Source organism: Nocardia terpenica, from assembly GCF_013186535.1.
Classification (GTDB): Bacteria; Actinomycetota; Actinomycetes; order Mycobacteriales; family Mycobacteriaceae; genus Nocardia; species Nocardia terpenica.
The window spans coordinates 299,492-312,818 of sequence record NZ_JABMCZ010000004.1 but is presented as its reverse complement, the minus strand read 5'-3'; the positions used below and the strand labels follow the sequence as shown (position 1 = coordinate 312,818).

10 protein-coding genes are annotated in these 13,327 nt (G+C 69.4%); 1 reads left to right on the top strand and 9 read right to left on the bottom strand.

The annotated features are described in order from the left end of the window. Positions 1 to 35 precede the first annotated feature (35 nt). The gene (locus tag HPY32_RS34190; RefSeq protein ID WP_082871509.1) at positions 36 to 890 is read left to right on the top strand and encodes a RecB family exonuclease; all 855 of its coding nucleotides are present in this window, start codon (positions 36 to 38) and stop codon (positions 888 to 890) included. A gap of 69 nt (positions 891 to 959) precedes the next feature. Here the strand turns inward: HPY32_RS34190 and hisG are convergent, their stop codons facing one another. From hisG to metH, 9 genes are all read right to left on the bottom strand, one after another. Next, positions 960 to 1,811 (bottom strand): ATP phosphoribosyltransferase, encoded by an 852-nt coding sequence (hisG, locus tag HPY32_RS34185; protein ID WP_067589642.1) that lies wholly within the window; start codon positions 1,809 to 1,811, stop codon positions 960 to 962. A 60-nt stretch (positions 1,812 to 1,871) separates the two neighbouring features. Beyond that, a complete protein-coding gene (locus HPY32_RS34180; RefSeq protein ID WP_067589645.1) occupies positions 1,872 to 2,135 on the bottom strand; it encodes a phosphoribosyl-ATP diphosphatase in 264 nt (87 codons plus the stop codon). Positions 2,136 to 2,181: 46 nt separating this feature from the next. Further along, a complete protein-coding gene (locus HPY32_RS34175; RefSeq protein WP_067589648.1) occupies positions 2,182 to 2,745 on the bottom strand; it encodes a GNAT family N-acetyltransferase in 564 nt (187 codons plus the stop codon). A gap of 334 nt (positions 2,746 to 3,079) precedes the next feature. Then, a complete protein-coding gene (locus HPY32_RS34170; RefSeq protein WP_067589651.1) occupies positions 3,080 to 4,897 on the bottom strand; it encodes a choline/carnitine O-acyltransferase in 1,818 nt (605 codons plus the stop codon). Then, a complete protein-coding gene (locus HPY32_RS34165) occupies positions 4,894 to 5,727 on the bottom strand; it encodes a class I SAM-dependent methyltransferase (protein WP_067589654.1) in 834 nt (277 codons plus the stop codon). Before HPY32_RS34165 ends, HPY32_RS34170 begins: the two co-directional genes overlap by 4 nt. A gap of 13 nt (positions 5,728 to 5,740) precedes the next feature. Beyond that, positions 5,741 to 6,589, bottom strand: a complete 849-nt coding sequence (locus tag HPY32_RS34160) for a HalD/BesD family halogenase (RefSeq protein WP_231951688.1) — start codon at positions 6,587 to 6,589, stop codon at positions 5,741 to 5,743. Positions 6,590 to 7,095: 506 nt separating this feature from the next. Further along, positions 7,096 to 7,785: an HAD family hydrolase gene (locus HPY32_RS34155; protein ID WP_269456514.1), complete on the bottom strand. Its 690-nt coding sequence runs from the start codon at positions 7,783 to 7,785 to the stop codon at positions 7,096 to 7,098. Positions 7,786 to 7,879: 94 nt separating this feature from the next. Beyond that, positions 7,880 to 9,637, bottom strand: a complete 1,758-nt coding sequence (locus tag HPY32_RS34150; protein WP_231951689.1) for a serine/threonine-protein kinase — start codon at positions 9,635 to 9,637, stop codon at positions 7,880 to 7,882. 50 nt (positions 9,638 to 9,687) lie between these two features. Next, positions 9,688 to 13,266, bottom strand: coding sequence for a methionine synthase (gene metH / locus HPY32_RS34145; RefSeq protein WP_067589663.1), 3,579 nt, complete (start codon positions 13,264 to 13,266; stop codon positions 9,688 to 9,690). Between the last annotated feature and the right edge of the window lie 61 nt (positions 13,267 to 13,327).

The window sequence follows — 13,327 nt, the reverse complement described above, 5'->3', positions numbered from 1 at the left end:
CGGATTTGTCGGTGCCCCCCGATAGCCTGCCAGGTATGTCAGCGCCACCGACGACGACCCCGGCCCGCGAGCTCCCCGGCTCTCGCGGCCCGGCGCTGTCGCCCTCGCGGGCAATCGATTTCAAACAATGCCCGTTGAAATATCGATTGCGTACCATCGACCACATTCCGGAGGCGCCGTCCCGTCATGCGGTACGCGGCACGGTGGTGCACGCCGTGCTGGAATCGCTGTATGGGCTACCGAGCGGCGAACGCGTTCCGGAGCGTGCCGCCGAGTTGGTACGGCCCGCCTGGGAGCGTTTGCTGGCCGAACGCCCGGAGGCCGCGGGCCTCGTCGCCGACGGCGGCCTCGACGATTTCCTCGCCGAGGTGGCGGCCCTGGTCCACACCTACTACCGCCTCGAGGACCCCACGGCCTTCGACCCGGAGTCGTGCGAGGCGCTGGTGGAGGTGCGGCTCGCGGACGGCTCCCCGCTGCGCGGCTTCGTCGACCGCATCGACGTCGCCCCCGGCGGGCAGTTGCGCGTGGTCGACTACAAGACCAGCAGGGCCCCGTCCCCCGGCTGGGAGAACCGTGCCCTGTTCCAGCTGAAGTTCTACGCGCTGATCATGCTGCGCACCCGCGGCGTGGTGCCCGCCCAGCTGCGCCTGATCTACCTCGGCGACGGCCAGATCCTCACCTACTCCCCCGACGCGGAGGAGCTGGGCCGCTTCCAGCGCATCCTGTCGGCCCTGTGGACGGCCATCACCGAGGCCGGGCGCAGCGGCGACTTCCAGCCGAATCCCGGCTGGCTGTGCGAATTCTGCGAGTACAAGCCGCTGTGCCCGGCCTTCGGCGGGACGACCCCGCCCTACCCGGGCTGGCCGGAGGTGGCCGCCGACCTGCGGTAGGGGTCCCGGCCAAAAGCACGCCGGGACCGACGGGGGCGCCGGTCAGGCCGGGACCGACGGGGGCGTCGGTCAGAAGGCGCGGCAGGAGCGGATGTCGGTGGCGAGGATGGCCTTGGCGCCGAGGTCGGCGAGTTGGTCCATGACGTCGTTGCCCTGGCCGCGGGGGACGAGGGCGCGCACGGCGACCCAGTTCTCGTCGGTCAGGGGCGAGACGGTCGGGGATTCCAGGCCGGGGGTGATGCGGACCGCGGCGTCCAGCAGTTCCTTGGGGCAGTCGTAGTCCAGCATCAGGTACTGCTGGGCGAAGACCACGCCCTGGACGCGGGCGACCAGCTGATTGCGGGCCTTGTCGCGGCGGTCGGAACCGGCGGCCTCGATCAGCACGGCCTCGGAGTCGCACAGCGAGTCGCCGAACGCGACGAGGTGGTGCTGGCGCAGAGTGCGCCCGGAGCCGACCACGTCGGCGATCGCGTCGGCCACGCCCAGCTGGATGGAGATCTCGACCGCGCCGTCGAGGCGGATGACCTCGGCCTGGACGCCGTGCCGCTGCAGATCGCGCAGCACGAGATTGGGGTAGGCGGTGGCGATGCGCTTGTCGTAGAGGTCCTCGACCTTCCACTCCCGCCCGGCGGGGGCGGCGTACCGGAAGGTGGAGCGGCCGAACCCGAGGCTCAGCCGCTCCTGCACCGGCGCACCCGAATCCAGCGCCAGGTCACGTCCTGTGATACCCAGATCCAGCTCACCCGAACCCACATAGATGGCAATATCTTTCGGGCGCAGGAAGAAGAACTCGACCTGGTTGGCGTTGTCGAGCACCGACAGGTCGCGGGAGTCGGTGCGCCTGCGGTAACCGGCCTCGCTCAGGATCTCGACGGCCGATTCGGAGAGGGCCCCCTTGTTGGGGACGGCGACGCGAAGCATGGGATGTCCTTTCGGGACTCGTGACGGATTGTCGGCGTGCCCGTTGCCGCGGGCTGTCCGTCACAGATGTCGATAGACGTCCTCGAGTCGCAGACCGCGACCCACCATCAGCACCTGCACCCAGTACAGCAGCTGGGAGATCTCCTCGGCGAGCTGATCATCGCTCTCGTGCTCGGCGGCCAGCCACACCTCGCCGGCCTCTTCCAACACCTTCTTGCCCTGTGCATGGACGCCGGCGTCCAATGCGGCCACGGTCCCGGATCCTTCCGGACGGTTGACCGCGCGGTCCTGCAGCTCGGCGAACAGGGCTTCGAAAGACTTCACGGGGGGCCATTCTCTCAGACCCGAGCGCATCTTCCGCAATCGGATATCAGGGACGATCGACCCGGTAGACGTAGTGGTGGCCGTCGTCGGCCGAATGTGCCGGGGGCAGCGTCCCTTCGGCAACGCGGCGCATACCGGCCTTCTCCAGCGCACGCCACGAGGCCCGGTTGGCGGCCGCGATCGCGACGACGATGCAGTTCGCGTGCGGATACGCCGACCAGGTCCCGGCGATGGTCGCCGCGATCAACGCCGATCCCAGACCGCGGCCGGTCCGGTCGGGATCGCCGATCAGGTAGTCGATCGTGACCGCCTCGGGGGGAATCTCGGTCAGCGCCTCGAGTTCCCCGAGGTATTCGGGATAGTCGGCCAGGCGGCACCGCTGTACCAGGCCGACCGGTTCGCCGTCGGCGCAGACCAGAAGATCCTCGGCCGGTTCCTCGCCCCGGGCGGTCGGGCCGAAGTCCCGCTGCACTGCCTCGGGGGTGAATTCGTGGTTCCACCACCGCCGCACGTGCGGTTGCGCGAGCCACCTTGCCAGTAGCGGAAAGTCGGCGAAAGTCAGTCGCCGCCACTCGAATCGGGGGATGAATTCTGTTCCGGTTGCGGGCATGTGGTCCCTGTCATACCTTCTGTTAGGTCCTCCCGTATGGAAGGACTGAATTTGATGAAGGAGTTCTCTCTGATGGACCTCAATACGTTGAGCACCGGCTCGTCCACCTTCGCGAATGCCACCAGCGGCATCCTCAACCTCATCAAGATCCTGGGGACGTTCGGTTCGGCGTAGTCGACCGCGATACCTCCTGGTCCCGGCCAAAAACATGCCGGGATCAGGGGGCCAGCGGGACATGCCGGGACCAGGGGGCTAGCGGACGCCGGGACAAGAAGGCCGACGACCGCCGGGACAAGAGGGCCGACGGCCGCCGGGACCAGGGGGCGACGACTATCTATTGCTCGGAGGCCAGCAATTCCTCCAGTTCCCGCACCGCCGCGCGCAGCTGATCGGCGAATTCGTACATTTGGGACGCAACGGATTTCGGGGTGGCGAGGTAGATGTTCCAGCGGTCCGGGAGCAGGACGTAGGCGACGCCGATGCATTTCGGGCTGGTACAGCCGAAACCGAAGTATTGAATATTGGCCGAGGGGGCGGAGCTGGTGGACAGGTAATCGTCGCGGGTGATGCGCCAGCCGGGGCTGTCGTAGAACGGCATGGGCGCGGTGGCGCCCAGCCGCTCGCCGCGGCGGCGCTGGATCAGCTGCAGCTCCCACAGATGCTGTTCGGGGGCCTCGCCGCGCTGGCACTGTTTGGCTCGGGTCACATGCGCCTGCGCCGCCGCGCGCAGCGCCGCCCGCCGGGCGTCGGCATCGGCGGCCGGATCGTCCATGGCGGCAACGAAATCCAGGATCTGCGGGGTGACCACGCGCATGGCCTCGGTGCGGCCGTTGCGGAGCTGCCGGGTGGCGATGGACTCGTAGGTGGCGCCGGTCAGCCCCTTGCTGCGCCGATGCGCGAGCTGGTAACTCAGCTGCGCGAACGCGTCCGGCGAGATCCCCAGCGCCTTGGCACGATCCGCGCCGAAGGATTCGAACGACACCACGGCGGTCGCGTTGTCGGCGGCGAACTGCGCGAACGAGGCCGCCGCCGAGGCGATCTCGGCGTGCCGGGCATCGTCGAGAACGAACTCGACCGGCTCGATCTCCGGCAACCCCTGTGCCCGCGCGCCCGACCGTTCCGCGTGCTCGCCGACGGGTGCCTCGAGCAGCGCGTCGACGAACGACAGGATCGTGGTGCCGTCCAGGCCGCAGTGCTCCACATTGATCCCGGCGCTGCCGTTACCGAACACCACGAACGACACCGCCTTGTCGAACCACCGGTTGCCGCTGTCGCCGTGCAGCAGTTGATCGCACGCCTGCTGGACGTCGCGCGGCGCGAAGTCCTCCAGGCACACGCAGAACAGCGCGGTCTCGATCGCATCCAGCGCCGCCACATTCGCCGGTTCGGTGCGCAGCGCGGCCCGCACGCCCGCCCACTCGGCGCGGGCCAGCGTGGTCAGATGGCCCACCGCGCTGTTGGTCGGTGCGCGCCGGGCGCCCGCCTTCAGCACCGCCCGCAGCCCGTCGGCCAGATCGCCCGGACCGTAGGGCGCGCCGTCCGGGCCGAGCACATCCATCCGGAAGATGTTGCCGCGGAAGAACACCACGATGTGGCGCGCGCGCGACGGCCCCGGCCACTCGGCGCTGTAGGGCATGCGCACGGTGTCCTGCGGGTCGCCGGGAATCCTGGTCTCGGAGAACAGGGATTTGTTCTGCACCATCGACAGGTGTTGCCCGCGTTGGGTCACCGGCGGTACGGCCTCGGCGTCGAGCAGCAGCTTGTAGTTCACCGCGGCGGTGACGATCGCGGCCGCCCGCTCGACCTGCTGCGCGGGGGTGGAGCGGGCCAGCGGGGTGTCGTCGCGGAACAGGAAGAAGAAGTTCGCGTTCAGCGCGATGCGGTCGCGGCGGCCCAGATACCGTGCGGGCCAGAACTCGTCGAGCCAGCTGCCCACGCCGGGTTGCGCGTCGAAGCGCTCCAGGTCGGCGTGCAGGATACGGGCCGGTCCGTCCGGGCGCAGCAGGTCGGCGACGGCGCGCTCGGTCTCGGCGAATTCGTCCTCCGTCAGCAGCGGCGCGCTCCACCGCAGGAAGCGCGCACAGCTGTCTTCCAGGGTGGGCAGCGGAACGCGCGGCAGCCGATCGTCGAAGGCGAAGGTTCGGTCGGTCACGAAAGGTCCTCGTGGTCGTTCGGGGTGCGGGGGTGAGCGTCGGGTACGGACAGGTAGAGCTGGGCATGCAGCCACCCGTCCGCCTCCAGGCCGGTCGGGTCGATTCCGTTGGCGGACAGGGTGTTCAGGACCTGATCCTGTTCGTCGGCGGAGGCGAAGCGGCGCTGCCGGAAGGTGCCGGGGCGGCGTTCGGTGCGATATCCGAGCTCGGCGAGTCGCTCCGCGATCGGTTCGAACGAGAACATCCGCAACACGAAGTGTGCCATCCACGGCAGCCGCTGTCCGTGCGCCCGCACGACACGCAGCAGCGTCCGGTCGGTGACGTAGCCGACGCACCCGGTGGACACCACCAGATCCGCGCTGGCCAGCAGCCGCCGCTGCGGTTCGGTGGGGTCGGCGGCCTCCAGGTCGGCGTGCACGACGTCGTGCAGCAGCCCGGCCGCGGCCGCATACGACAGCGCGGGCGCGGAGGCGTCCATGCCGAGGAAACGCACGTCCGGCATTCGGTCGCCGGCGGCGAGCCGGGCGCGGTCGCGGTCGGCGCGGGTGGCGGGATCGCCGTCGCGGTAGTGCCCGGCCAGGTCGTCGATCGTCGTATCCAGCCGCAGCAGCGCCGCGTTCACGCCGTAGGAGCAGCCAATGTCCAGGACGGTGGGCGCGGTTCCGGTGGCCGCGCGGTAATCGTCGATGATCCGCCGGAAGTGTGGCTTCGCCAATTCGGGGATCTGGTAGTCCAATTCGGACATGCGGAGGTAGTAGGCGGCGGGGTCGGGGCGATCGTAGATGTCGTCGAAGGAGGCTTTCCCGGTGCTGTCCAAGGAAACCGGCACGGACGTCTCTCTCTCAGTCGAGTAGTCGATCACCGCGGACGACGCCGGCCGCGGCGTGGTGATCCGCAAGCACCCGCCCGAACAACTGCCGGGTGCGTTCGAGGTTTCCGATGACTCCGGGCCGCTCGCTGTAGGCGAAGATCGCCGTGTGCCGCTGCCGGTCGCCGACCACGGGCGAGACCCGGTGCAGCGCGAACCGGCCCTGGAACAGCTGTAGATCGCCGGGCCGCAGGGTCAGCCGGCGGATGAAACGCTCACCGTCGCCGGTCAGTACGGCGCGCACGTCGGCGAGGTTCTCCGCGTGCGGCGACCGGATCGCGGGGCAGTACTCGAAGATTCCGCCCTCCTCCGGTTCCTGGGTGAGCATGGAGACGGTGAATTCGTTGGTGTCGAAGTGCCACGGATGCGACATCCCGGGCGACACCACGTTCAGGCACAGCCCGGCGAGCGGGTCGGCGAATTCGTGCAGTGCGGCGAGGCCGAAGCAGTCGGCGACGAACCGCTGGAACAGCGGGCTGGTGTAGAGCACCTGGATCAGCGCGTCGGGCGGGATGAGATCGCGTGCGACGAAGGCGTTTCCGCGTTCCAGCACGATCCGGCCCGGGTGCCCCTCGGGCAGGTCGGCATCGACCGGGATATTGTAGGCATTGACCTGCTCGACGGTGTAGTAGGCGTGCGGGGCCAGCGCACGGCCCTGCACGCGCAGGGTGTCCAGCAGCTGCGGGCGGATGAATCCCGGTAGTACGCAACATCCGTCGGCGGCGAGATCGTCGCGTGCCTGTGCCACCACGGCACGCCAGGCGGCGCTGTCCGGTTCGGTCAGTGGATACCGTTCGGAATCAAGCAGTTCCGCCGCAGCCATACCGCTCATTCTGTACCGGCACGTCGGCGGCGCGCCGGGATTCCCAGAGATCACAGAGAAACGTCATATAAGGGTCAGCGGGCGGGAAGGGCCGGATTGCGATGGCCCCCGGCGCGCCTCCACCTTTGATCCCGGCGCGCACCCACCCTCCATCCCGGCGCACATACACCCTCCATCCCGGCGCGCATACACCCCCCATCCCGGCGCGCATACACCCCCCATCCCGGCGCGCATACACCCTTGATCCCGGCGCGCTTTTGGCCGGGATCTCGCGGTGGATCCCGGCCAAAAGCACGCCGGGATCAAGAGATTCGACGCGCCGGGATCAAGAGATTCGACATGCCGGGATCAAGAGATTCGACATGCCGGGATCAAGAGATTCGACGCGCCGGGGACAAGAGACTCAGCGTGCAGGGACCCGGCGCGCAGGATGAAGAGACTCAGCGCGCAGGATCAAGGGGCTCAGCGCGACGAGCCAGGAGACTCGGCACGGCAAGCCGAGGGAGTCAGTGCGGGGAGTCGGAGGAGATCAGGGATTCCCGGTGGATCTGGTGGAGGTCGGGGAGGGTCAGGCCGAGGAGGGTGGGGCGGAAGATCAGTGAGGGGGCCGGGGGGACCGGGACTTCGCAGGGGACCACCAGGACGGCGCAGCCTGCACGGGTGGCGGCGCGGGAGCCGGTGGGGGAATCTTCTACGGCCAGGCAGGTTTTCGGGGGGACGCCGAGGAGTTCGGCGGCGCGGAGGTAGGGGTCGGGGGCCGGTTTGCCGTGGGGGACGTCGTCGCCGCAGACGGTGTGGTCGAAGTAGTCGCGGCCGAGGGTGTCCAGGCAGAGTTCGGCTACCGAGCGCTTCGTGTTGGTGACCAGGGCGCTCTTCAGTCCCGCCGCGCGGACCAGGGCCAGGGCGTCCTTCGCGCCCGGGCGCCACGGGATGGGCCCGGCCATCAATTCGACGACGCGGCGCTCGAGCCAGGCGCCGGCCGCGGCCATGGCCGCGGGGTCGCGTTCCAGGCCGAGACCGTCGAAGGTGATTCGCAGGGCCTCGGGCGCGGCGGCGCCGATGAGGGCGTGCCGGATCTCGTCGGTCATCCGCCCGCCGAGCTCGACCGCGAGCTCCCGCATCCCGATGTCCCAGAGCTTCTCCGAATCCAGCAGAGTCCCGTCCATATCCCACAGGACGGCGGCCAGCGCTGTCACCCGGAGAGCTCCTTCCGAACGATGATTATCTCCGCCCGGAAAGATCCGGACCGGCGTCCAGGATAACGGCAGCCGACACACCGGCGGCCACGGGTTACGTTCCGGAGCCGGTGATCAGCATGCGGCCACCGGACGAGTCGACCCGCAGCCACCGCGATTCGGAGGTGACGGTGCCGTCCTTCTTGCGGTAGGTCAGCGCGGCGGTCGCCATATCGGGGCCGGTCTGCGTGACGCTGTTCACCGACACCGACGCGATGGTCGACCACCAGCTCGCATACGCCTGGTATCCGCCGGTCGATGCCTGATACCCGGGCGAGAGCATCGCCCACGCGCTCGACGTATTGCCCGGCAGCGCACCGTAATAGCTGTAGACGAAGCCGGTCAGATTGGCGGCCGGGGGCGCGGCCGGGCCGAACGGGGTCGTGGTGACCGTGGTCCGCGGGGCACTGCTGGGCGGCGCCGAGCTCGGCGCCGACGGAGTGGGAGTCGGGGTCGCCGACCCGGACGTGCTCGGCGGCGCTGGCGTCGTGGTCGCCGCCGCGCCGCCACCGGGCTGAGCGCTACCGGCCTGCGAACCGCCGGACTGGCCACCACCGGATTGGGCGCCGCCCGCCTGGCCGCCGCCGGGCACCGGCGCGCCACCCTCCGCCGGGGGCGCCGCCACCGAGGACGCCGCCGGTGCCCGTCCGGCCGCGACCGAGTGACTGCCGCCGTCGCCGCCGCGGGTCAGGACCGCGATCAGTCCGACGATCACCAGCACGACCAGCACGCCCGCACCGGCGAGCAGCAGCAGCTTGCGATTTCCCGCGCCGCCCGAATTCGCTTGCGGCGCAGCGGGTGCCGCGGGCGTGGTCCCACCGGAACCGGAGTCGGCGGCGATGTGCACGGTCGCGGCCGCGGCATCGCCCGCGGGCCGCGCGCCCGACAGCACCGTGGTGGCGGCGGAAGTGTCCACGGCCGCAGCGGTTTTCGGCAGCACCCTGGTGGCCTGCCGGGGCAGCTCCGCGGCGCGGCCCTCGGCGACCGCCTCCATCGCCTCCCGGGCCTGCTTCATGGTCGGGCGGTCGGCGGCCTCGGCGGCGAGCAGGGTCATCAGCACCGGACCCAGCGTTCCGGCGCGCTTGGGCTCGTTCACCTGCGCGCGGGCCACCGAATGCAGCACCGCGAGCGGGTTGTCGCCCTCACCGAACGGCGGGGTGCCCTCGACCGCGGCGTACAGCGTGGAGCCGAGCGCGAACACATCGGAGCTCGGCTCCGGGTTCTCCCCGCGCGCCACCTCCGGCGACAGATACGCGGGGGTACCGGCCAGAAATCCGGTCGAGGTGACGGTCACGTCGCCGACCGCGCGGGAGATGCCGAAATCGGTGATCTTCACCGTACCGTCATCGGCCACAAGGATATTCGCGGGCTTGACGTCGCGGTGCACGATGCCCGCGGCGTGCGCGGCGGCCAGGGCGCCGGCCACCTTCGCGCCGATGCGCGCCACCTCCTGCGGATCCATCGGACCCTTGTCGCGCATGAGCGCGGCCAGGCTGGGGGCGTCGACGAATTCCATGACCAGCCACGGCTGGCCGTCCTCTTCGGCGACGTCGAATACGGTGACGGCGTTCTGATGGTGCAGCCGCGCGGCGATGCGGCCCTCGCGCATCGCCCGCATCTTGGCCTCGAGCGCCTGTGCCTTGGTCAGGCCCGGCGCCAGGATCAGCTGTTTGACCGCGACGGTGCGGCGCAGACGCACATCACTGGCCCGCCACACCACCCCCATGGCCCCGGTGCCGATGGGATCGCCCAGCCTGTACCGTCCCGCGACCAGCCGGTCCGCCGTCATGTTGTCGTACCCTCCTGCGCTCACACGCCGAGCCACCCTGCCACTCTGCGTGTGAAGCCCGGAATTCCAAAACCCTACGCGGTGAAGTATTTAGCTTCCGGATGCAGTAGGACGAAAGCATCCGTCGACTGCTCCGGATGCAGCTGCAACTCCTCCGACAATGTCACACCGATGCGCTCGGATTCCAACAGCGACACCAGTTTCGCCCGATCCTCGAGGTCCGGGCAGGCGCCGTAGCCGAAGGAGTAGCGGGCACCACGATATCCCAGTTTGAAGTAGTCCCGCACATCGGAGGGGTCCTGTTCGGCGATCGAATGTCCTTCCAGGACAAGTTCTTCGCGGATCCGGCGGTGCCAGTACTCGGCCAGCGCCTCGGTCAGCTGCACGCCGATCCCGTGCACCTCGAGGTAGTCGCGGTAATTGTCGGCGGCGAACAACTCGTTGGCGAAATCGGCGATCGGCTGGCCCATCGTCACCAACTGGAACGGCAGCACGTCCACCTGTCCGTGCGCCACCGCCGCCTCCCGCGAGCGGACGAAGTCGGCGATGCACAGGAACCGGTCGCGCTGCTGGCGCGGGAAGGTGAACCGGAACCGCTGCGGCGCAGCGGGATCCGGCTCGGACAGCACCACCACGTCGTCGCCCTCGGAGACGGCCGGGAAGTACCCGTACACCAGGGCAGCGTGCTGTAGCACGCCCTCGGTCGCGAGCCGATCCAGCCAGTAGCGCAGCCGGGGACGGCCCTCGGTCTCCACCAGTTCCTCGTAGGTGGGGCCGTCGCCGCCGCGCTGACCGCGCAGCCCCCACTGCCCCAGGAACAGGGCGCGCTCGTCGAGCAGGCCCGAATAGTCGTGGATCGCAAGGCCCTTCACCACCCGGGTGCCCCAGAACGGCGGCACCGGCACCGGCAGGTCCGCGGCCACGTCCGACCGCTCCGGCACCACGACCGGGGTTTCCTGCGCGCGGCGCTCGGCGGCGATCCGCTGGGATCGCTCGTGCCGGGCCTTGCGCTCGGCGGCCTTGCGCTTCTCCGCGAGCGCCTCCGGGCTGTCGTCGACCACGGCGCCGCCGCGTTTGCGGGTCATGATGTCGTCCATCAGCCGCAGGCCCTCGAAGGCGTCGCGGGCGTAGTGCACGTCGCCCTCGTAGACGTCGGTGAGATCGTTCTCCACGTAGGCGCGGGTGAGGGCGGCGCCGCCGAGCAGGACCGGGTACTGGTCGGCCATGCCCCGGGTGTTCATCTCCTCGAGGTTTTCCTTCATCACCACCGTGGACTTGACCAGCAGCCCGGACATGCCGATCACGTCGGCCTTCTTGTCCACCGCGGCGTCCAGGATCGCCGAGATCGGCTGTTTGATCCCGAGATTCACCACCTCGTACCCGTTGTTGGACAGGATGATGTCGACCAGGTTCTTGCCGATGTCGTGCACGTCGCCCTTCACGGTGGCCAGCACGATCCGGCCCTTGCCGGAGTCGTCGGTGGCCTCCATGTGCGGTTCCAGGTGCGCCACGGCCGCTTTCATCGTCTCGGCGGACTGCAGCACGAACGGCAGCTGCATCTGCCCGGACCCGAACAGCTCACCGACGGTCTTCATGCCCGCCAGCAGGGTCTCGTTGATGATCTGCAGCGGCGGGACCTCGGCCATCGCGGCGTCGAGATCCTCGGCCATCCCGGCCTTCTCGCCGTCGACGATGCGCCGCTCCAGCCGGTCGAACAGCGGCAGCGCCGCCAGCTCCTCCGCGCGCGACGCCCTGCTCGAAGCCGCGGACACGCCCTCGAACATCGCCATCAGTTCCTGCAGCGGGTCGTAGCCGTCGCGGCGGCGGTCGTAGACCAGGTCCAGGGCGGTCTCGCGCTGCCGTTCCGGAATGCGGCTGATGGGCAGGATCTTCGACGCGTGCACGATGGCCGAGTCCAGACCGGCCTGCACGCATTCGTGCATGAATACCGAATTCAATACCTGCCGCGCCGCCGGATTCAGGCCGAAGGAGATATTCGACAATCCGAGGGTGGTCTGCACGTGCGGGTGGCGGCGCTTGAGTTCGCGGATCGCCTCGATGGTCTCGATCCCGTCGCGGCGGGACTCCTCCTGCCCGGTGCCCAGGGTGAAGGTGAGGGTATCGATGATGATGTCGCTCTCGGCCAGGCCCCAGTTGCCGGTGATGTCGGCGATCAGGCGCTCGGCGATCTCGACCTTCTTCGCCGCCGTGCGCGCCTGCCCCTCCTCGTCGATGGTCAGCGCGACGACCGCGGCGCCGTGCTCGGCGACCAGTCGCATCGTCTGTTGAAACCGCGACTCCGGCCCCGCGCCGTCCTCGTAGTTGACCGAGTTGATCGCGCACCGGCCGCCCAGATGCTCCAAACCCGCACGCAGGACCGCGGTTTCGGTGGAATCGAGCATGATCGGCAGCGTCGACGCCGTCGCCAGCCGCCCCGCCAGCTCGGCCATGTCCGCGGTGCCGTCGCGGCCCACGTAGTCGACGCACAGGTCGAGCATGTGCGCGCCGTCGCGGGTCTGGTCCTTGGCGATGTCCAGGCACTTCTGCCAGTCCCCCGCCAGCATCGCCTCACGGAACGCCTTGGAGCCGTTGGCATTCGTGCGCTCGCCGATCATCATGATCGACGCGTCCTGCTCGAACGGCACCGCCGTGTAGACGCTGGCCACCGCCGGTTCGTGCCGCGGGGTCCGCTGCGCCGGTTGCACGTCCGCCACCGCGGCGGCGACCTGGCGAATGTGCTCGGGGGTGGTGCCGCAGCAGCCGCCCACCAGCGACAGCCCGAATTCGGTGACGAAACCGCGCAGCGCCGCGGCCAGCTCGTCGGGGGCGAGCGGATACTCCGCGCCCTTGGCCCCCAGCACCGGCAGGCCCGCGTTCGGCATCACCGACACCGGGATCTCCGCGTGCTTGGACAGGTGCCGCAGATGCTCGCTCATCTCGTCCGGGCCGGTCGCGCAGTTCAGGCCGATCATGTCCACGCCGAGCGGTTCGATCGCGGTCAGCGCCGCGCCGATCTCGCTGCCCACCAGCATGGTGCCGGTGGTCTCCACGGTCACGTGGGTGATGATCGGAATCCGGCGCCCGGCCCGCGCCATCGCCCGCCTGCTGCCGACGACCGCGGCCTTGACCTGCAACAGGTCCTGGCAGGTCTCCACCAGAATCGCGTCCGCACCGCCCTCGAGCATGCCCAGCGCGGCCTCGGTGTAGGCATCGCGCAGCACGGCGTACGGGGCGTGTCCCAGCGTCGGCAGCTTGGTACCCGGACCCATCGACCCCAGCACGTACCGCGCGGTCCCGTAGGCGGTCGGCCCCATCTCGTCGGCGACCTCGCGGGCCAGCCGGGTGCCGCGCTCGGACAGATCCCGGATCCGGTCGGAGATCCCGTAGTCGGCGAGATTCGGTAGATTGCACCCGAAGGTATTGGTCTCCACCGCATCGGCGCCCGCCTCGAAGTACGCGCGGTGAATCGACCGCAACACATCCGGCCGGGTTTCGTTCAGGATCTCGTTACACCCCTCCAACCCCCGGAAGTCGTCCAAGGTGAGATCGGCGGCCTGCAACATGGTGCCCATCGCACCGTCGCCGATCACAACGCGCCGCGACAGCGCATCGAGAAGCGTGGTATCGAACGCGGAACCCGAGGACACAGACATGTACTCAAGAGTAATGGTCAAGGTCGACAATCCCGCCCCCGCGCACACCCTCCACCCACCG